Below are 19,564 nucleotides of genomic sequence, written 5' to 3'. Positions count from 1 at the left end.
CTAGAATCGTTTATGATTATTCATAGATAGCAATACAGTGTCGGCAGTTTGAATCAGAGGAGCTTTTTCGTTCGTTGGGTGGTGGCGCCCAAGAGGTGGGAAATGCGGAAGCTTTGGCCCCATGGCCTGCCCTGAGAATGGAAAAAACCTTACCCGCAGTTCGCCGGCACTGCAGGTCCAACCGGTGTAAGGCAGAGTAAAGAAAGGGGGGGAGAGCATGGAGGTCCTGAAAGTTTCCGCCAAATCCGTCCCCAATGCGGTAGCCGGCGCCATCGCGGGCGTAATCCGGGAACATGGGGAAGTGGAGGTTCAGGCTGTTGGCGCGGGTGCCGCGAACCAGGCGATTAAAGCTGTGGCAATCGCAAGGGGATATCTTGCTCCAGCGGGAGTAGACCTCGTCTGCATACCGGCATTTGCCAACATCACCATTGACGAAGAGGACCGCACAGCCATCAAACTGATTGTGCAGCCAAGATAAAATGAAGGAAGAGTAAAATTGGGCGGGGTCCGTTCCGGACCCCGCTTAATCTGTACACAAGTCCTGAAAAACCTCTGGTATCCACCAAAGGCTTTTTGGGGACAGCTGCGACGGTATTCCTGCGCAGCAACGCTTTTCCTGAAAAAGCGGGAGGAAAAGAAGCGGCCGGAATAAACAGAGGCGGGAATGACGCCCTTTTCCATAAGAGGGTGGGAATATACATGAGATACATACCAGCCGGTGGACGGCAGCCGGCTCGGCGCCGGAAACAGCTGTACTTCAGTATTCCCGCAAGGGCTGGGGGAAATGGGCCCCGGCAGGGAGCACGACAGAAATTTGTGTTGGAAAAGCATCATCCCTTTTTCTTTTGCGGAAGGGATGCTTTCTGCCGCTTATCAGGCGATAGATTTTTGGGTTTCAGGGTACAATAGAAAGGAACTGGTATGAAAATTTTTTGGAGGATGTCGGCGATATCGTTGGCACTTATCCTGGCGTTCACAGGCTGCGGCAGAAGTGATACACAGCAAACGCAGCAGCAGTCCGAACCTCAGGTCAGTCAAAGTCAGCCTGAGCAGGTGCAGCGGGTCCGGCTGCCATTTTTCCCGGAGGATACACTCAATCCCTATACCTGCCAAACCCTTCAGAACAGCTGCCTGACCAGCTTGCTGTATGATCCGCTGGTGACGCTGGATCAGGATTATCAGCCCAAAAACCGCCTGGCTCAGGAGGTGACGGTGGAGGGCGCCAGCTGTGTGGTCAAGCTGCGCAGCGGGCTGACCTTTTCCGACGGTTCTCCTTTGACATCTGCCGATGTTCTGGCCTCGCTGGAGCTGGCACGCCAGACACCGCGATATTCCGCAGCTCTTACAGGCGTAGTGGGTGCTGAAGCGCCGGATAGCAACACATTGGTCATTACGTTGTCTCAGGCGGATATTTATTTTCCCAGAAGCCTGACTTTCCCCATTCTGCAAATAGGAACCGAGGCGCAGGAGCGTCCCGTAGGCTGCGGCCGCTTTGTACTGGAAGAAGGTCAGACCCGGATGGTGGTCAATGAGAGCTATTACCGTGTCGCGGGCAATATCCGCACCGTGGAGCTGGTGGCCACTCAAACCATGGAGGAACAGAGCTATGGTGTAATGGAGGGAACCATCGATCTGATGTATTCCGACCTTCAGTCCGACCTGAATCTGGGGCTGGGCATCGGCTATCGGCAGATTCCATTGAGCAACATGGTGTATCTGGGGGTCAACAGCCAGCGGCTGGGATGGGATGAGCAAACCCGCTGTGTTTTCAGCGCCATGATGGACCGGGAAGAGATTGCCCGCAAGGCTTATATGGTGGGCTTTGCCGCGGCTACCGCCCTGCCCATCAATCCGGCGGCCTCCGCCACCGCCCTGGGGGTGGCCCAGCTGGATCTGAGTGTGGACCGCCAAAACCAGCAGCTGGACGCTCTTGGGTGGCAGCAGCGGGACAGCGAAGGGTGGAGGACCCAAAACGGACGCCGGTTTTCGGTTGGGCTGCTGATCAACAGCGAAAACAATGACCGGCAGTCGGTTGCCCAGCTGATCAAGGATTCCTGCGCTCAGCTGGGGGTGGAGATTGTTGTGGAGGCGCTGCCCTTTGAGCAGTTCCAGGAGAGGATCGCCCAGGGACAGTATGATCTGTACCTTGGAGAGGTGAAGATGCCGGGCAATCTGGATCTGTCCCGGGTGCTGTTTCCGGACCCTCAGCTTGGTCCGGGAGCGGCTGACGATCAGGAGCTGAGACAGGCCCATACCCAGCTCCACAGCGGTGAGCTTTCCCAGGAGGATTTTGAGGCGATGCTGGAAAAGAAAATGCCGGTGATCCCGCTGCTGTTTCGCCGGGGCATCTTTTGCTTTTCCCGAGATTTTTCCGCAAATATAGTTGCAACGGAACAGGATATTTTTTATAATATAGAAGAATGGTAAGGTGTGCCCCGCAGGGGGCGGACTTTTCAGCGCGGACCGGCGCCTTTCCAACGGACAGCCGGGACCACAGGCGGTTTTTTTCCGCAAAAAGGAGGATGACTATGATCGGGTTTGAAAACACACTGGGCACAGTGGAGATCACACAGGAATATTTTGCAAACCTCATCGGCAAGGCCGCTTCGGAGTGTTACGGAGTTGCCGGAATGATCAACTCTCCCTACCAGGGCATCAAAGCGGTGCTGAGCAACCGGGACAATATCGATAAGGGCGTCCGGGTGCGCACAGAAGACGGCAAGCTGCTGGTGGATATCCATATTGCCGTTACCTATGGGGTAAATATCGCCGCTATTGTCAAAAGCATTGTTCATAAGGTCCGCTATACTGTGGAGGAAAGCACCGGCTTTCAGGTGGCCAAGGTCAATGTTTTTGTAGATTCCATGACCGCGCAGTAAGGAGAGCTGTCTCACCTGACCAAATCGAAGGGGAGAGACAGTGTTCCATCCATAAGCGGGGAACAGCCTCTCCGAAAGGAGCGTACGAAAGTTGATTAGTGGCAGAGATTTGCGGGACGCCATGATCTCGGCGGCCAACAATATCACCAATCAGAAGCAGCAGGTAGACGCCATGAACGTCTTTCCTGTGCCGGATGGCGACACCGGTACCAATATGAGCATGACCATCAACGCCGCAAAGCGGGAGCTGGAGGGACTGGCGGACGACGCCACCGTGGCCGAAGTTTCCAAGACCGCTTCCTCCGCTTTGCTCCGGGGAGCCCGGGGCAACTCCGGCGTAATCACCTCCCTGTTGTTCCGGGGCTTTTCCAAGGGCCTCAAGGGGAAGGAAACCGCTGAGGCGGATGATCTTATCAACGCCCTGAGCATCGGTGTGGAATCCGCTTATAAGGCGGTCATGAAGCCCACTGAGGGCACCATGCTCACCGTGGCCCGTGTTTCCGCTGAGACCATCAAGGCCGGTTATACCGAGGATACCACGGTGGCGGCAATGTGGGATCAGCTGGTGGCGGCCGCCAGGGACGCCCTGGCCAAAACACCGGAGCAGCTGCCGGTACTGAAAAAGGCCGGTGTGGTGGACGCCGGCGGAGCGGGACTGGTCTGCATTTTTGAAGGAATGCAGTCGGTCTTTGCCGGCAACGGTGTGATCCAGCCTGCCGGACAGGAAGGCGGGGAAGGCGCCATCCATGTGGATGTCAACGCTGCGGGAGAGTATGAAGGAGATATTACCTTCACCTACTGCACCGAGTTTATTGTCATCAAAAACAAAGAAACCACCAAGGATCCCCTGACCCTCCGGGCTTATCTGGAATCCATCGGCGACAGCGCGGTGGTGGTGGATGACGAGGATATCATCAAATGCCACGTTCATACCGACAACCCCGGCAAGGCCATTCAAAAGGCGCTGGAGTACGGTATGCTGACCAAGATGAAGATCGACAATATGCGCCTGCAGTATGAGGAGCAGCAGAAGGCAACTGCCGCCAAGGCCCTCAACAAGGTGCCGGTGGATCCGGACATTCCTTTTGGCTTTGTGGCTGTAGCGGCGGGCGAAGGGGTGCAGCAGCTGTTTACCGATCTGGGGGTCAATCATGTGGTCAGCGGCGGACAGACTATGAATCCCTCCACTGACGACATCATCAACGCCATTGAGGCTACCCCCTCCGGCACAGTGTTTGTGCTGCCCAACAACAAGAATATCATCATGGCTGCGGAACAGGCCGCCAAGCTGGTGAAGACCCGGGAGGTCAAGGTCATTCCCACCCGCACCATTCCCCAGGGCTTGTCGGCTATGCTGGCCTTCAACGGTGAAGAGGATGCCCAGGCAAACGTCATTGCCATGGGCAAGGCTGCTGAGCGGGTAGGCACCGGACAGATCACCTTCGCGGCCCGGGACAGCGATTATGATGGTCACAAGATCAAGGAAGGAGAGCTGCTGGCGCTGGAAAACGGCAAGGTCTCCTTTACTGAGCGGGATCTGAAGCGCTGCGCTGTAAAGCTGGTCAAGGCGCTGTTAAATAAGGACAGCACTTTTGTCACCCTCATTTACGGTGAGAATGTTACTGAGGAACAGGCGGCGGAGCTGGAAGCCGCTGTGCGGGAGAAGCTGCCCAAGGAAGTGGACCTGGCCCTCATCAATGGCGGTCAGCCGGTCTACTATCTCACCATTTCGGTGGAATAAACGGCAAAAACTTTCCGGGACGGATGGCTGCGGCTGTCCGTCCTTTTTTGGAGAGAAAGTCTGTTTTCAGCTCAAAGAAAAGGAGTGAAAGTATGAAGCTTCAGATGGAACAGATGGAGGAGCAGAAGCTGCCGGGCTTCAAAGGGGGAAAAAAGGAATTTTATCTCCGGTCCTTCAGCGACAGCCGCAATAAAATCATGAAGGGACGGCTGGAGCCGGGCGCTTCCATTGGTATGCACACCCATGAGAGCAACAGTGAGATCATTTATATCCTGGAGGGCATGGGCACCATGTATCTGGCTGATGGAGGCCGGGAGATGCTGGAAGCAGGAGATTGTCATTACTGCCCCATGGGAACCGGCCACAGCCTCTGCAATGAAGGAGACAGGGATCTGATCTTTTTCGCCGTGGTGCCGGAACATCTGTAAGAAGCTGTCGCCGCCTCTTGCATCCGCAGCGAGGGTGTGCTATGATGTCCTTGACGCCGGAAGGACCGGCGCACAACTGAAAATAGCGATAGCAGAGTAAGAGCCTGCGCGTTGGCCGTTTTCCTTCAGGAGATGTATCGGCCTCCAGTGCCATGGAAACGGGGAGTTGTTCTGTGGACGAAATGGGTGATCCTGCGGTGTAGGCTCTGCATCCCGCTGCTGCATCAATGCCGGAGTTTTGGGCCCCTTTGGGCTTTCCTCCATTTTTGCAGCGCCTTTCGCTGTAAGAATGGAGGTTTTTTGATGCAGGAAAAAAATTTGTGGCAGCGCTTGAGGCAATCCGCCAATGAGCTGAACAAAACAAGGACCTTGGTGGTGACGGCCCTGTTCATCGCCCTGAACGTTACGCTGGATGCGCTGAATATCCGTATCCAGCTGACGCCCCAGCTGCGCATCGGCTTTGGTTTTCTCACCAGCGCCATGGTGGGGATGCTGTTCGGGCCGGTGGTGGCGATGATGGCAGGAGCCGCGGGAGACATGGTGGGATATCTGTTCAACAACGGCGGGGGAGCCTATTTTCCCGGCTTCACCATTACCGCTGTTTTGGCGGGACTCATCTGGGGCATTGCCCTCTACCACCGGCCTGTCACCTATCGCCGGGCTTTCTGCACCAAGCTGGTGATCAATCTTTTCCTGAACATTTTCCTCAACAGCCTGTGGCTGAAGCTGCTGTACGGGAAAGGATTGCTGGCAGATCTGCCTATGAGGATTTTTAAGAATGTGGCAATGCTGCCGCTGGAAGCGCTGATGCTGGTGACGGTATCCGGAATCGTACTCCAGGCGCAGGCAAGATCCAGACGCGCGGCGTAAACAGAACAGGAAAAGGACCTCCCAATGACGGTTACCCGTACCGCCGTTGGGAGGCCCTTCTTATTTCATGAAAAAATCACTTCACCGGGGACTGGACCAGGGAATTACAGATAATATTCCATGGGATAGGTGAGGTAGCCCAGCTCATCCAGCTCATCCAGGGTGATCAGCCCCGCCGGAGCGCGGAGAACGCTGGGAATCCGGTTGACGATGGTGGCGCAGGTATGCTCCACCGTAGCGGGTTTGACCACATGGAACTGGGTGTCCGGCTCACCGGTGATCTTCCAGTCACACATATCGCCATCATCCGGTCCGTAAACCTTGCCGATGCACTGGGTCTCGATAACCGGACCTTGGAAGGTCTCAGTAGTGACTACAGCGGCCATTCCGATGCAGTTGCCCTTGGGGATGGTCTCTCCCAGGGTGGAAGAATACAGATCGCTGTCATGGAAATAGGGGACGCACTTCTGGGTCTGGCTCTTGATGGTCCAGCCCATCTTGGAGGCCAGAGCTTCGTTGGAGTTCCAGACATAGGAGGGCTCCAGGGTTTCGGGATGAGCGATCTGCTGCTCAAATTCCTCGGGGGTCAGGCCGACGCCGTGGGCTTTGGCCAGGGCCAGACCGTAATCTTCCACATTGTAGCTGACCGCACCTTCAATTTTGCGGATAGTGTTGCAGCTGCCGGCTACCATTCCCACCATGTTGACCCAGAAGGTATCCTCCATGCCGCTGCCCACAAAGGTGCAGTTGTTGGCTTTGGCCAGCACATCCAGCTTGTTGGCCCGGACCGGATCGGTAGTCCAGCAATAGGTGGCTTCCTCGCAGGTGGTGATGACATTGATCCCCCGGCTCAGGCAGTTGACAAAATGATCGTAGCAGTCACTGACCAGGCTGAACAGGGTGACAATGGCGATATCCGGCTGAGTGCTGTCCAGGACCTCTTCAGCCTTGTCGCTGATGAGGACGCCGGTTTTTACGCCCAGTTCGGCGTAATCGCCGATATCCATGCCGATGATGGCGGGGTTGACATCAATGGCGCCCACGATCTGAGCCCCATGCTCATAAAGATAACGCAGGGTGTATTTGCTCATTTTTCCGCAGCCGTACTGTACCACTTTGATCTTGCTCATCCTTGGTGCCTCCTTATTCATCTGACTTCAGGCGATATCCGCCTTCTTCTTGCTTCCAGCATACAGCCTCACCTTGGATGAGAGTCAAGAGGAAATTGTTTTTTATTTCACAAATTTTACTGCTGGAAGGAAAGCGGCACCTGCAACCGGAGAAACATGGAGCGATGCTGGCTGTCAAAAACATTGAATTCAGTTAAAACCTCACAAAGATAATCTCCGCAGACGGTATAACCGTTTTGAGTGCAGTATTCCAGCAGCTTGGCCGCATAGGCCGGTTCATCCTCGAAACGGTCCAGATAAATGCAGGCGAACATACCGCTGTCTATCCGGCGCACCGTTTGGCTTTCGGGGAAGTTGTCATCCACAAAGACGAAAATCTCATGGGATTCCAGATGCTGGCTGAGAAAATATTCCCGGGGAAGGATGGTGCCTGCGTTGCAGTAGTACAGCTGGGGCAATCCGTGACGAAGAATATCCAGCTTCAGCTGTCCCAGGATCTCCTCATAAACAGAAATATCGTGGTCATAAAAATTAACATCGGTGTGCATCACATAAATTTTCCGATGGGGGATATATTCCACCGTGGTCATCCCCTTATTGGGGGCTTTCCGGAACCGTTCGGTGCTTTCAATAGCACGGGTAATGGCTCCCAGCCGTGTTTCCAGTTCCGCGATTTGCTGCCGAACCTGTTTTTTCTTCCGGATCAGGGTGGATTCGATCAGCTGAATGTCCCCCTGCTCCAGAAGTGTTTTGATCTCCCCCAGACTCATCCCCAGCTCCTTCATATACTGGATCATATCCAGCCGGGCTTTTTGATAAATACTGTAGTAGCGGTAACCGCTGTCTTGATCAATATGGCAGGGCTTCAAAAGTCCCATCCGGTCATACAGCCGGAGGGTGGGAACAGATACCTGGTTGAACCGAGCCATTTCGCCGATCTTCATCAGATTTTTCATGGTATAGCCTCCAACTTCTTTTCAAACTCTGCGGCAGGGTGAGAGTTTTGGTTCATTACTGATTGTTATTATTATAACAGATTCGGAAAGAAAGGGCCAGCTGACCTCAAAAAAACTGCTCCCATAACAGTTGCTTCCTAAACCAGGTTTTCTACAGTCTGATGATCAGATTTTTTTATTGCTCCAGAATGCTCTTCCAGAGTACCATTTTTATCAACTGGTTAAACTTGTAAAAAGGTTGACAAAAAAACAATATTTTCCATAATGACTTAAAAATGACTAAACTTATTCACAATTCAGCCGATATTGCTTGTAGATGATCTTTGTGATAGAAAAAACATATTACAAAGCGGGAACAGAACTGCAGATACTTGGAAAACCAAAAGATGCTGTCTATGGAAACAAGCTGGGAAGAAAGGAGGGACGACTATGGCTCAGATGGAAAGCTGCCCTATGGAGCAGGAGAGATATGAGCTGACATTTCCCCCGAACCACGGGCTGAACAAGCTGAGGGTGCTTTGGGCTGGTGATTGCTGTGCTCAGCTGCCTCTGCGCTTGAATCTGGCTTCCGGCATTCCCCAGGGAGTTTCTCTGCCGGTGAAGGATCTGAAGGAGGAAATGAAGCGCCTGACCTTTTTGATCGATTATGCCGCTCAGGAACGCTTGAGAGAGATTTTTTTCCAGTGCCAGCAAAAGAGGACGGTGCAGCTGGAGGAAGGGTCCTTTATTTTTGTTTCCAGTGATAAAATGGCTGCCTGGCTGCTGTTTTTCCCTCCGGTGGGGATGGAGCATCAGCAAAGCAAGGAAGAAATCCAACAGCAGCTGTCTGCCCATGGAGTGGTCAGTGGGATCAAGTCGGGAACGCTGGAACGGCTGCAGCTGATGTCCAACCGGTATTTTTATCTTTTCCTCATTGCAACCGGAACCATGCCGGTTCCAGGCAGAGATGGATATGTGGAGGAGCATTATCCCCGAACATATGAGCAGAGCACTTATGTTCATGTGGAACAGCTGGATCAGATGGATTATGAGGATCTGCATCTGGTGCAGGATATCCGCCAGGGAGAGGTGATCTGTGAGATTTTCCCGCCCACCGCAGGCGTTCCCGGCAGAACAGTGACAGGGGAGGTCATTGCAGCCCAAATGGGATGCAGCGCTCAGCCGCCTCAGGGCCGCAATACGCAGCTTTCCGCTGACGGCAGGTTTCTGGTGGCCAGTCAGCCCGGCCATCTGGGATTTAGCGGAAGATGTTTTCAGGTCAAGCCGGTGCTGCATATTTCCCAACAGGAGCTGGAACATCCAAGAGTAATAAACTTTTTGGGAGATATTCATATCCACGGGGATCTTTCCACCGGTTTTTCCATCCGCGCCATAGGAAATGTTCAGATTGACGGCGTGATGGAAGGCTGTTCCGTGGAAGCCGGAGAAAACATCATTGTTTCCAGCGGTGTGCAGGGACAGGGGCGTGCGGTGCTTCACGCGCATCAGTGTATCTATGCCAAGTATCTGGAACAGTGTACCGTTTACGGGGAGAAAAATGTTTACGCAGACTGTATGATCAACTGCGAGGTATATTGCAATGGCACGGTGCAGGTATCCACCGGACGGGGTGTTTTGATTGGAGGCACCATTCGTGCGGCTCAGGATGTTATCGCCGCCATCGTGGGTACTAAAACGGAACGGTGCACTCATGTGATTTTGGGCGGAAAACCCTGTGAGGAGGCCCAAAAAATCCAGCTGCTCAAGGAGCTGGAAACCATCAACAAGGACCTGGCAGCGCTGGAACGGCAGCCTAAAAGCCCCCAGCGGGACCAGAAACTTTCCAAACTGCATTTGAACCAGTATGTGGCCGAAATGAAGCTGGAGAAATTTGAAAAGGAACTGGAAGCTTTGCTCAGCTCGGCCCATGATGAAGAAGAAAATATAGGATGCTTTTACTGCCGTACGGTCTATCCAGGTACGAATGTTACCATTGGTCATGATACGATGACGGTTGATGCGCTGCGGCAGAACTGTGCTGTAGGACTGAAAAACGGGTGGGTCGGTTACCTGTAAACAGTCTCCAATTTGCTCCGCCGACAATTTAAAAGCGTTTGTGCCAAAGCTATCCGCTTTCAAGCGGTAATTCCATTAAACAGGGGGAGGGAAGTCTGTATGTCTATCCATCAGGAGGTTCACTGCGTATTAGATCGGTCCATGCAGGATATTACCAAATGTTTTGCAGGTATTCAGCTGATGAAGGATGATGTAGGACTTTCAGAAAATGTTTGTACTGTTCACACAGTATTGGAAGGAGAGCATCGTGCGGCGCTGCTGCTGCATGCGGATATGGCGCTATTGGTCAGACTGGCTCAAAATGTGATGAAACAGGAAACAGTAACCAGCCAGGATATTGAAGACGTGGCAACGGAGTATTTTAATGTGCTTTGCGGCAGAGTCGCTGCCGGATTTTTTCAAATCGCCCATATCCCATCCCGATTTCAAACGCCCCGGTTTCGTCCGGGAAAGTTCATTCCGGAGTCAAAATCCAGCTGCCGGCATATTCTTACCTATAACAGCGAAAAGGATGGAAGTATGCAGCTGATTTGCGTGGGGCTGCCGCCCAATGAAGAGAAAAATTCCATTATGCCTTGCTGATACTGCTTGCGATGTTGTACATACCGGAACTCAAAATAAAAAAGACCAAAACAGGAGGGCCACAGAGATGCCAAAGAAAATTATGGTTGTTGATGATTCCAGAATTGCTCAGCTGCAATTACAGGAAATGCTGTCTGGAACAGATTATCAGGTAGTTGCCTGCTGCCAGAATGGCGAAGACGCCTTGGCTATGTATGAGACTACCCAACCGGATTTGGTGACGATGGACATTGTAATGCCGGGAATGGATGGTTTACAGGCAGCCCGGCTGCTGCTGCAGGCTCACGCCGATGCCCGCGTTCTGATGGTTTCCTCTCTGGCCTATGACGATACAGTCAATGAAGCCAAGGATATCGGTGCAAAAGGCTTTGTGTATAAGCCCTTTGAACGGGAGCAGCTTCTGCAGGCGGTGGAAACGGCTTTTGCAGACCAATAAGATCAGTTCCCATGCTGTACCCATTTTTGGCAGGCTGAGGGTTTCTGTGAAGCAAAAAGACTGCAAACCGATACAGGAAATTGCGCCCAAAAGAGACTGGGATGGGATAAAAAGCTTCGGACCGGGCGGAGAATACAGAATCAAACCTCAAAAGAGCACTTTCATACACACAGTATGGAGGTGCTCTTTTTACTGCTGTTTTATTTCCGAGAGCCAAGGCAGAGATACAAGTGGTATTTCATTGCCGAAATCGGGAAGAAAAGTTAGGACAGTTTCCCTGAAAGAGAAAAATAGCCAGGGGCTTTCAAAAGGCCGAAAAAATACATGAAACCAATGAGCGTCACTTTAAGGAAAATGATCTTTTCACCTTAGATTCAAGAGCCCTCCGCCTCCAAAAGAGAACCTGCAATGTTTCATGCTGTCAAAAGATCTATTGACAAATAAGATTTTCAAGCATATAATTAACAAAGTTAACTACATACAGGAGGAATATCCATGGAATGGACAGATATGATGCATTATCAGCAGCAGATGCAAAAGATCATGCGCGCCCTGCTGCCCATACACAAATCTGCATTGACCGTCAGCGAATGTGAACTTTTGGCTCATCTGTATTTGCGGCCCGAAGAAAATACACCCGTTTTGCTGGGAAAAAACAGCGGTATGAAGAAAGAAGCGGTAAGCCGCTGCCTCAAAGCGCTGTATGAAAAAAACTGCATCCGCAAACAGAAACAAACAAAAGATGAGCGGAGCTACCAACTGTTTCTCACAGAAACCGGTCTTGAAGAATTAAGGAAGGGGTATGAAAGCATCCTGCAGCCCTTCTATGATTTATGGAGAAGTTCCGGCGAAGACTTTGAGGCGTTTATGTATTATGCGGATAAACTGGCCGCACATATTGAGAAAGGACAACGGAATACCGATGATGAAATTTTATAATGCGCTGCAGATGGACCCCTCCATACTCAAAGGGAAAATTGCGGCTTGCAGCACAAGACAGGAAAAAACATATTATTGGACTGCCATAGCAGTACGCTCAGCGCTGATCGTTGCTTTTGCCATTGTATTTATCAGTGTGCTGTCCGGTGTCTTTGGTGCCGACAACACCCCTCTGGCCGTGGCCTTGTTCTGCATGATGCTGGGGATTCGTTTCGTCAATTTCCAGTACCACATTGGGGACTCCCTTGTAACCCTGGCAGCGGTGCTGGCGATTCTGGTGTTTGTACCCAGCATAGCGGCGGTGCTCCCGCCGGTCTTTTTGATTCTACTGCACTTTGCGGCTTTTTTCGCTGTGCTTTTTATGACCACCCAGCGGCCCGAAATGGGCAATGGCGGTTTATACAGCTTTGCCTACATCTACCTGACAGGCAACCCTGTGGCTGGAGAGGCTCTGGTACGACGTGGACTCTTGGCGCTGGTGGGCTATTTGATCTGTGGAGCAATCCTGTTTGCCAAGCATCGGCACCAGCACAAAACAACTCGTTTTCGTCAAGTGGTGCGGGAATCTGAGTTGTCTGCCCCCATCTTCCTGTGGCAGCTGCGCATGGCCCTTGGGGTGAGCCTGGTGTTGACTGCCGGGCAGGCCTTTGGTGTACAGCGGTTTATGTGGATGGGTTTTGCCTGTGCGTCGCTGCTGTCGGAATATCCCTATCGTGGTAATGCCTTCCCCCGTTTTTGGCAGAGAATCGTAGGCGCAGTCGCAGGCTGCTGTGGATTTTTCATTTTCTATCTTGTAATGCCGGAAGCCCTGCATCCGTTGATGGGGCCATTGGGAGGACTATGCTTGGGTTTCTGTACTGACTATCGGTACAAGACGGCCATGAACTGCTTTGGCGCGCTGATGCTGGCAACCGAAATCTATGGGCTTACAGGTGCGGTTATGCTGCGCATCGTGGATACGCTGCTGGGAGTGACATTTGGCCTGGTCTTCGCAGCGATTTTCCACCAACTGGTGGCGATCAGATTTCTTCCAATGCCGGAAAGTGAATAACAAAGAAAAAGAGAGAATATAAAAAAACCCCCGTACATTACCATTTGGGCAATGTACGGGGGTTTTGGTGTTTAGACAGCAACCTCCACGGTCAAATCATACCACAGCGATGGAATCTGGGTTCCCACCTGATCAGATCCTATGGCAAGCGGTGGGATTCTTACTTGCGGGGGTTCTTGATGGCAGCCTGAGCGGCAGCCAGACGAGCGATCGGCACACGGTAGGGAGAGCAGGAGACATAGGTCAGGCCAACCTTGTGGAAGAACTCCACGGAGGAAGGATCACCGCCAACCTCGCCGCAGACACCCAGGTGGATGTCGGGACGGGTCTTACGGCCCAGCTGAGCAGCCATGTCAACCAGCTTGCCAACGCCCTTCTGATCCAGACGAGCAAAGGGATCCTGCTCGTAGATCTTCTTGTCATAGTAAGCGCCCAGGAACTTGCCGGCGTCGTCACGGGAGAAGCCGAAGGTCATCTGAGTCAGGTCGTTGGTACCGAAGGAGAAGAATTCAGCCTCGGTGGCAATCTCGTCAGCGGTCAGAGCAGCACGGGGGATCTCGATCATGGTACCAACATGGTACTTCATGGTGATGCCAGCCTCGGCCAGAACCTTGTCAGCGGTCTCAACCACAACACCCTTGACATAAGCCAGCTCCTTGATCTCGCCAACCAGGGGGATCATGATCTCAGGCTCGATGTTCCACTCAGGATGCTTCTTCTGAACGTTGACAGCAGCCTCGATGACAGCGCGGGTCTGCATAGCGGCAATCTCGGGATAGGTGACAGCCAGACGGCAGCCGCGGTGACCCATCATGGGGTTGAACTCGTGGAGGGAGGCGATAACAGCCTTCAGAGCCTCAACGGTCATGTTCATCTCCTTGGCCAGAGCAACGATGTCCTCCTCAGCGGTGGGCAGGAACTCATGGAGCGGAGGATCCAGGAAGCGGATGGTGACAGCCTTGCCTTCCATAGCCTCGTACAGAGCCTCGAAGTCGCCTCTCTGCATGGGCAGCAGCTTGGCCAGAGCCTTCTCTCTCTGCTCCACAGTCTCGGAAACGATCATCTCGCGCATAGCGGGGATACGGTCAGCATCAAAGAACATGTGCTCGGTACGGCACAGACCGATGCCCTCGGCGCCGAACTCGGCAGCCTTCTTGGCATCTCTGGGGGTATCGGCATTGGTGCGGACACCCAGGTCACGATACTTGTCAGCCCAAGCCATCAGACGGCCGAAGTTGCCGGTGATGGAAGCGGGAACGGTGGGGATGGCTTCACCGTAGATGTTACCGGTGGTGCCGTCCAGAGAGATGTAGTCGCCTCTCTTGATGGTTCTGCCGGCCAGCTCGAAGTAGCCCTCTTCCTCGTTCATCTTGATCTCGCCGCAGCCGGAAACGCAGCAGGTACCCATACCACGGGCAACAACAGCGGCGTGGGAGGTCATACCACCGCGGACGGTGAGGATACCCTCGGAAACGTCCATACCATGGATGTCCTCAGGAGAGGTCTCCAGACGGACCAGAACAACCTTCTCACCCTTCTCGGCCATTTCCACAGCCTCTTCAGCGGTGAACACCACGCGGCCGCAGGCAGCGCCGGGGGAAGCGGGGAGAGCGGTGCCGATGGGCTTGGCAGCCTTCAGAGCGGCAGCGTCAAACTGGGGATGGAGCAGAGCGTCCAGCTGCTTGGGGTCTACCATCAGAACAGCTTCCTGCTCAGAGATCATACCCTCGTCAACCAGGTCGCAGGCGATCTGGAGAGCGGCGGTAGCGGTACGCTTGCCGTTACGGGTCTGGAGCATATAGAGCTTCTTGTCCTCAATGGTGAACTCCATATCCTGCATATCTCTGTAGTGCTTCTCCAGCTTGCCGCAGATGTCCACAAACTGCTCGTAAGCCTCAGGCATGATCTCCTTCAGCTGATCGATGGTTTGGGGAGTACGGACGCCGGCCACCACGTCTTCGCCCTGAGCGTTCATCAGGAACTCGCCGAACAGCTTCTTCTCGCCGGTGGCGGGGTTACGGGTGAAGGCCACGCCGGTACCGGAAGTATCGCCGGTGTTGCCGAAGACCATCATCTGGACGTTAACGGCAGTACCCCAGGAGGAGGGGATGTCGTTCATTCTTCTGTAGTAGATGGCGCGGGGGTTGTCCCAGCTGCGGAACACGGCCATGATGGCGCCCATCAGCTGCTCCTTGGGATCGGAGGGGAAGTCGAAGCCCTTCTTGGCCTTGAACTCCTCCTTGAACAGGCGAGCCAGCTCCTTGAGATCGTCAGCGTCCAGCTCGGTGTCCAGCTTGACGCCCTTCTTCTCCTTCATCTCGTCGATGAGCTTCTCGAAGTAGCCCTTGCCCACTTCCATAACGACGTCGGAATACATCTGGATGAAGCGGCGGTAGGAGTCATAAGCGAAACGGGGGTTGTTGGTCTTCTTGGCGAAGCTCTCCACAACCTCGTCATTGAGGCCCAGGTTCAGGATGGTGTCCATCATACCGGGCATGGAAGCGCGGGCGCCGGAACGAACGGAAACCAGCAGGGGGTTTTCCTTGTCGCCGAACTTCTTGCCGGAGATCTTCTCCAGCTCAGCCATATTCTTGTAGATCTCAGCCTGGATCTCATCGCTGATCTTTTTGCCATCGGCATAATACTGGGTGCAGGCCTCGGTGGTTACGGTGAAGCCCTGAGGAACAGGCATGCCAAGTCTGGTCATTTCAGCCAGGTTGGCGCCCTTGCCGCCCAACAGCTCACGCATGGAGCCGTTGCCCTCGGAGAACATGTAAACGAATTTCTTGCTCATGTCTTTTGGTACCTCCTAATTTTTTCGATGCCAGCCGCCGCTTTTATTCCGGCTCTACCGTTAGAAAAACCGGCGTCCTACATTCACTGCATATTATAGCAAATGGCATTTAAAAATACCAGTAAAAACCTTGCTTTTTTATGGACAAACAATCAAAATTTAGTGAAAAGATGGATTTCCTTTTCCCAAGGGGAGAAAAAGTCATGGAAAATGAATGAAGATTCCGTTCCCCCTTCAAAAGTCCCTGTCTGGGGGTTGCAATCAGGGGCAAAAGTTGCCATAATATAAGCATATTGATGTATTAACACAGCTGAACGCCGGTTTGGCTGCATATAGATGATTGAAACGTTTAACGGAGCCGTTTTTCGCGTCTCCGGTATTTTGCTTGGTCTTTCCCCGAAGCGGGGGTTCAGACAGAAGGGAGCCTGCTGATGAATCATACCTGCGGACTGATCCTGGCTGCCGGAGACGGCAAACGGATGCGTTCCAAAAGCTCGAAAGTTCTTTGTCAGGTGCTGTTTCAGCCCATGCTTCGCTGGGTGCTGGACAACTGCGCCGGAGCTGGTGTAGGTGAGCTTTGTGTCGTGGTGGGAAAGGGCGCGGAGGATGTCCGTGGGATCCTGCCGGAGGAAATCGCTACCGTGGAGCAGCGGGAGCGCCTGGGTACCGGCCACGCGGTCCGCTGCGCGGCGGATTTTATCCGGGCACATCTGGGGGAGGATCTGCTGGTCCTCTTCGGGGACGCCCCCTTTCTGTTCCCGGAGGTGATTGAGAAAGCTTACCGGCAGCACAAGGAGCAGGGCAATGCCATGACGGTGGTCTCCGCCGTAGTGGATGATCCTTTTGGATATGGCCGCATCATTCGGGGAGAGAACGGTGTGGAGGCCATTGTGGAGGAGCGGGACGCTGATGATGCCCAGCGGCAAGTCCGGGAGATCAACGCCGGAGCCTGCTGGTATCAGTGCGGCCCCTTGCTGGAAGCTTTGGAGGAGCTGACCCCCGCCAATGCCCAGGGGGAGCTGTATCTCACCGATACGCTGGCCATCCTCAGAGGCAAGGGCTATCGCACCGACGCCTGCGACGCCGGGGATGCCCGGGTGGTGCTGGGGGCAAACAGCCGCCGCCAGCTGGCCCAGCTGAATGATATCGCGCGGGAGATGGTTTTTGACCGTCTTTATGACCAGGGTGTGGATATTCCCGTCACCGACGGTGTCATCATCAGTCCTCAGGCGGTGATCGGACGGGATACCACCATCCTCCCGGGTACTGTGATAAAAGGAAACTGTGTGATCGGGGAAAACTGCGTGATCGGTCCCAACTCCATGCTGGAGGATGCAAAAGTCGGGGATGGCTCGGTGGTCAAGGCCACTTGGATCACCCGCTCGGTACTGGAGGACCATGTACAGATCGGCCCCTTTTCCCAGGTGCGCCCCGACTGCCATATCGGCGCGGGAGCCAAGATCGGGGACTTTGTGGAGCTGAAAAACTCTGTTCTGGGCAAGGACGTCCATGCGTCCCATCTCACTTATATTGGGGACACCGACTGCGGCAGCCGGGTGAATTTCGGCTGCGGCGTGGTGACGGTCAACTATAATGGCACGGGTAAAAACCGCACCGTTATTGGGGATGACTGCTTTATCGGCTGCAATACCAATCTGGTGGCGCCGGTGAAGCTGGGGGACGGGGCTTATACCGCTGCCGGTTCCACTGTGACGGTGGACCTGCCGGAAAACAGCCTGTGCATCGCCAGAGCCCGGGAGACCGTCAAGGAACAGCGGGGCCTTTATTCCCGGAAAAAGCCGGAGGGAAAGTGATTTCCTCCGGTGTCAATCAGGTACATAGCGCGGCGGTTTCGCGCTGTTGCAGAATAGAAGAGGAGCGACGTTACACATGAACATTCACGGCAAGGACATCAAGATCTTTACTGCCAACTCCAACCCCAAGGTTGCCCATGAGATTGCCCAGAAGCTGGGCCTGCCTGTGGGCAAGAGCACCGTCAGCAGCTTTGCCGACGGCGAGATCTCCGTTTCCATTGAGGAATCGGTCCGCGGTTCCGACGTATTCGTGGTGCAGTCCACCTGCGGCCCCGTCAACAACAACCTCATGGAGCTGCTCATCATGATCGATGCCTTCAAGCGGGCTTCCGCCGGACGGATCACCGCTGTGGTCCCCTACTTCGGCTATGCCCGTCAGGACCGTAAGGCCAAGGCCCGTGATCCGATCTCTGCCAAGCTGTGCGCCGATCTGATCACCACCGCCGGCGCTGACCGGATGCTGACCATGGACCTCCACGCGGCTCAGATCCAGGGCTTCTTTGACATCCCTGTGGATCATCTGCTGGGCGTGCCGATCCTGGCCCCTTACTTTGTGGAGAAGTTCAAGGATTATCCCCGTGACGATCTGGTTGTGGTTTCTCCCGACCTGGGTTCCGTCACCCGTGCCCGGAAATTCGCTGAGCGGATGGACACCACCCTGGCCATTGTGGACAAGCGCCGCCCCCGTCCCAATGTCTGCGAAGTGATGAACATCATCGGTGATGTCAAGGGCAAGATCGCTTTCCTGGTGGATGATATGGTAGACACCGCCGGCAGCATCTGCAACGCTGCCAAGGCCCTGATGGAAGTGGGCGGCGCTACTGAGGTTTATGCCTGCGCTACTCATGGTGTCCTCTCCGGTCCCGCCATTGAGCGCATCACCAACAGCTGCATCAAGGAAATGGTGCTGCTGGATACCATCCCCGAGAAGGAAGGCGCCAAGGATGCCCGCATCACTATGCTGCCTGTGGCTCCTGTCTTTGCGGAGGCTATTGGCCGCATTTATGAGGACAAGCCCGTTTCTCCTCTGTTCGGCTGATTTCGATCTGTAACCGTGATACAATTTCATCAGTGACGCCCAAGGCAGGGCGGGGGTTCCCCCGTCCTGCCCAAAGTGTCGTTGAGGGAAAGAAAGGACCTTTCTGATGAGTGATATTTTCGATCTGTTTAAAAAGATCCAGTCCAAACCCGCAGCGGCTCCCGCCGGTCCGGTGGAATGGCTGATTGTGGGCCTGGGCAATCCCGGCGCCAAATACGATGGCACCCGTCACAATGTGGGTTTTGCCGCGCTGGACCAATTGGCATCCCAGCTGGGGATCCGGGTGGATCAGCTGAAATTCAAAGCCCTCTGCGGCGACGCTGTGATTGACGGCAAGCGGGTGCTGCTGATGAAGCCTTCCACCTTCATGAACCTCTCCGGACAGGCGGTGCAGGAGGCGGCCCATTTCTATAAAATCCCCACCGATCACATTCTGGTGTTTTCCGATGACATCTCTCTGCCGGTGGGCAAGCTGCGCATCCGCCGTAAAGGCAGCGCCGGAGGGCATAACGGACTGAAAAATATCATCTATCTGTTGGGGGAGGATACTTTTCCACGGGTCCGCTTTGGCGTGGGGGAAAAGCCTCACCCCGATTACGATCTGGCGGACTGGGTGCTGGGCCGCTTTCCTGAGGAGGATGTCAAAACTTTGGGCCAGCTGCTCCAAAACATTCTCCCCATCTGCCGCCTGATTCTGGCGGGAAATATCGACAAGGCCATGAGCGATTACAATTGATCCCACAGCCGCTGCTGATCAGCACCCGGCTGAGAAAAAATGCGTTTTATTCCCCTGATGATCCCGTTAAGCTGATGTCCCTCCCACAGCGGGAGCGGACCGGAAACAGGAGGT

Annotated in this window: 17 protein-coding genes and 1 riboswitch; of the genes, 14 read left to right on the top strand and 3 right to left on the bottom strand. The window is 54.0% G+C overall.

What is annotated here, in order from left to right; all coding sequences use genetic code 11:
* Positions 1–217: 217 nt before the first annotated feature.
* From BQ5383_RS06330 to BQ5383_RS06305, 6 genes are all read left to right on the top strand, one after another.
* Positions 218–478, top strand: coding sequence for a stage V sporulation protein S (locus BQ5383_RS06330; protein WP_071430421.1), 261 nt, complete (start codon positions 218–220; stop codon positions 476–478).
* A gap of 443 nt (positions 479–921) precedes the next feature.
* The gene (locus BQ5383_RS06325; RefSeq protein ID WP_071430419.1) at positions 922–2,427 is read left to right on the top strand and encodes an ABC transporter substrate-binding protein; all 1,506 of its coding nucleotides are present in this window, start codon (positions 922–924) and stop codon (positions 2,425–2,427) included.
* 101 nt (positions 2,428–2,528) lie between these two features.
* Positions 2,529–2,879, top strand: a complete 351-nt coding sequence (locus tag BQ5383_RS06320; RefSeq protein ID WP_071430417.1) for an Asp23/Gls24 family envelope stress response protein — start codon at positions 2,529–2,531, stop codon at positions 2,877–2,879.
* A 91-nt stretch (positions 2,880–2,970) separates the two neighbouring features.
* Entirely contained in the window at positions 2,971–4,620 is a 1,650-nt protein-coding gene (locus BQ5383_RS06315) for a DAK2 domain-containing protein (RefSeq protein ID WP_071430415.1), read from the top strand.
* Positions 4,621–4,712: 92 nt separating this feature from the next.
* Positions 4,713–5,048 (top strand): cupin domain-containing protein, encoded by a 336-nt coding sequence (locus tag BQ5383_RS06310; RefSeq protein WP_071430413.1) that lies wholly within the window; start codon positions 4,713–4,715, stop codon positions 5,046–5,048.
* Between the two features lie 90 nt (positions 5,049–5,138).
* Positions 5,139–5,269: riboswitch (THF riboswitch) on the top strand.
* Positions 5,270–5,351: 82 nt separating this feature from the next.
* On the top strand, positions 5,352–5,918 hold the full coding sequence (locus BQ5383_RS06305) for a folate family ECF transporter S component (protein ID WP_071430411.1): 567 nt from the start codon (positions 5,352–5,354) through the stop codon (positions 5,916–5,918).
* 104 nt (positions 5,919–6,022) lie between these two features.
* Here BQ5383_RS06305 and BQ5383_RS06300 read toward each other — a convergent pair whose 3' ends face one another.
* Positions 6,023–7,048, bottom strand: a complete 1,026-nt coding sequence (locus tag BQ5383_RS06300; RefSeq protein WP_207646808.1) for an NAD(P)H-dependent amine dehydrogenase family protein — start codon at positions 7,046–7,048, stop codon at positions 6,023–6,025.
* A gap of 116 nt (positions 7,049–7,164) precedes the next feature.
* Entirely contained in the window at positions 7,165–8,004 is an 840-nt protein-coding gene (locus BQ5383_RS06295) for a MerR family transcriptional regulator (protein WP_071430407.1), read from the bottom strand.
* Between the two features lie 429 nt (positions 8,005–8,433).
* Between BQ5383_RS06295 and BQ5383_RS06290 the strand changes: the two genes are divergently transcribed.
* From BQ5383_RS06290 to BQ5383_RS06270, 5 genes are all read left to right on the top strand, one after another.
* On the top strand, positions 8,434–10,059 hold the full coding sequence (locus BQ5383_RS06290) for a DUF342 domain-containing protein (protein WP_071430405.1): 1,626 nt from the start codon (positions 8,434–8,436) through the stop codon (positions 10,057–10,059).
* A 99-nt stretch (positions 10,060–10,158) separates the two neighbouring features.
* Positions 10,159–10,641, top strand: coding sequence for a chemotaxis protein CheX (locus tag BQ5383_RS06285; protein ID WP_083389863.1), 483 nt, complete (start codon positions 10,159–10,161; stop codon positions 10,639–10,641).
* Between the two features lie 67 nt (positions 10,642–10,708).
* Positions 10,709–11,077, top strand: a complete 369-nt coding sequence (locus BQ5383_RS06280; protein ID WP_071430401.1) for a response regulator — start codon at positions 10,709–10,711, stop codon at positions 11,075–11,077.
* Positions 11,078–11,572: 495 nt separating this feature from the next.
* Complete coding sequence (locus BQ5383_RS06275) at positions 11,573–12,016, top strand: MarR family winged helix-turn-helix transcriptional regulator (RefSeq protein ID WP_071430399.1); 444 nt, start codon at positions 11,573–11,575, stop codon at positions 12,014–12,016.
* Positions 12,000–13,067, top strand: a complete 1,068-nt coding sequence (locus BQ5383_RS06270) for an FUSC family protein (RefSeq protein WP_235821951.1) — start codon at positions 12,000–12,002, stop codon at positions 13,065–13,067. The genes BQ5383_RS06275 and BQ5383_RS06270 overlap by 17 nt, the downstream gene beginning before the upstream one ends.
* Before the next feature lie 160 nt (positions 13,068–13,227).
* Here the strand turns inward: BQ5383_RS06270 and ppdK are convergent, their stop codons facing one another.
* Entirely contained in the window at positions 13,228–15,861 is a 2,634-nt protein-coding gene (ppdK, locus tag BQ5383_RS06265) for a pyruvate, phosphate dikinase (protein ID WP_071430395.1), read from the bottom strand.
* Between the two features lie 431 nt (positions 15,862–16,292).
* On the opposite strand from ppdK, the gene glmU reads away from it, so the two are divergent.
* The 3 genes from glmU to pth all read left to right on the top strand — a co-directional run bounded on the left by glmU (position 16,293) and on the right by pth (position 19,450).
* Positions 16,293–17,675, top strand: coding sequence for a bifunctional UDP-N-acetylglucosamine diphosphorylase/glucosamine-1-phosphate N-acetyltransferase GlmU (glmU, locus tag BQ5383_RS06260; RefSeq protein ID WP_071430393.1), 1,383 nt, complete (start codon positions 16,293–16,295; stop codon positions 17,673–17,675).
* Between the two features lie 76 nt (positions 17,676–17,751).
* Positions 17,752–18,714, top strand: coding sequence for a ribose-phosphate pyrophosphokinase (locus BQ5383_RS06255; protein WP_071430391.1), 963 nt, complete (start codon positions 17,752–17,754; stop codon positions 18,712–18,714).
* A gap of 106 nt (positions 18,715–18,820) precedes the next feature.
* The gene (gene pth, locus BQ5383_RS06250) at positions 18,821–19,450 is read left to right on the top strand and encodes an aminoacyl-tRNA hydrolase (RefSeq protein WP_083389862.1); all 630 of its coding nucleotides are present in this window, start codon (positions 18,821–18,823) and stop codon (positions 19,448–19,450) included.
* Positions 19,451–19,564: the final 114 nt, after the last annotated feature.

Source organism: Angelakisella massiliensis, from assembly GCF_900104675.1.
In the GTDB taxonomy this organism is placed as follows: domain Bacteria; phylum Bacillota; class Clostridia; order Oscillospirales; family Ruminococcaceae; genus Angelakisella; species Angelakisella massiliensis.
This window is presented reverse-complemented; position numbering and strand designations above follow the sequence as displayed.

Excerpts from the sequence above, each read along its gene's own strand:
- BQ5383_RS06290 (WP_071430405.1), top strand. The coding sequence starts at position 8,434 with ATGGCTCAGATGGAAAGCTGCCCTATGGAGCAGGAGAGATATGAGCTG.
- BQ5383_RS06305 (WP_071430411.1), top strand. The coding sequence starts at position 5,352 with ATGCAGGAAAAAAATTTGTGGCAGCGCTTGAGGCAATCCGCCAATGAG.
- BQ5383_RS06325 (WP_071430419.1), top strand. The coding sequence starts at position 922 with ATGAAAATTTTTTGGAGGATGTCGGCGATATCGTTGGCACTTATCCTG.
- glmU (WP_071430393.1), top strand. The coding sequence starts at position 16,293 with ATGAATCATACCTGCGGACTGATCCTGGCTGCCGGAGACGGCAAACGG.
- BQ5383_RS06295 (WP_071430407.1), bottom strand. The coding sequence starts at position 8,004 with ATGAAAAATCTGATGAAGATCGGCGAAATGGCTCGGTTCAACCAGGTA.
- BQ5383_RS06330 (WP_071430421.1), top strand. The coding sequence starts at position 218 with ATGGAGGTCCTGAAAGTTTCCGCCAAATCCGTCCCCAATGCGGTAGCC.
- BQ5383_RS06275 (WP_071430399.1), top strand. The coding sequence starts at position 11,573 with ATGGAATGGACAGATATGATGCATTATCAGCAGCAGATGCAAAAGATC.
- BQ5383_RS06320 (WP_071430417.1), top strand. The coding sequence starts at position 2,529 with ATGATCGGGTTTGAAAACACACTGGGCACAGTGGAGATCACACAGGAA.
- BQ5383_RS06270 (WP_235821951.1), top strand. The coding sequence starts at position 12,000 with ATGATGAAATTTTATAATGCGCTGCAGATGGACCCCTCCATACTCAAA.
- BQ5383_RS06280 (WP_071430401.1), top strand. The coding sequence starts at position 10,709 with ATGCCAAAGAAAATTATGGTTGTTGATGATTCCAGAATTGCTCAGCTG.
- BQ5383_RS06310 (WP_071430413.1), top strand. The coding sequence starts at position 4,713 with ATGAAGCTTCAGATGGAACAGATGGAGGAGCAGAAGCTGCCGGGCTTC.
- BQ5383_RS06300 (WP_207646808.1), bottom strand. The coding sequence starts at position 7,048 with ATGAGCAAGATCAAAGTGGTACAGTACGGCTGCGGAAAAATGAGCAAA.
- ppdK (WP_071430395.1), bottom strand. The coding sequence starts at position 15,861 with ATGAGCAAGAAATTCGTTTACATGTTCTCCGAGGGCAACGGCTCCATG.
- BQ5383_RS06285 (WP_083389863.1), top strand. The coding sequence starts at position 10,159 with ATGTCTATCCATCAGGAGGTTCACTGCGTATTAGATCGGTCCATGCAG.
- pth (WP_083389862.1), top strand. The coding sequence starts at position 18,821 with ATGAGTGATATTTTCGATCTGTTTAAAAAGATCCAGTCCAAACCCGCA.
- BQ5383_RS06255 (WP_071430391.1), top strand. The coding sequence starts at position 17,752 with ATGAACATTCACGGCAAGGACATCAAGATCTTTACTGCCAACTCCAAC.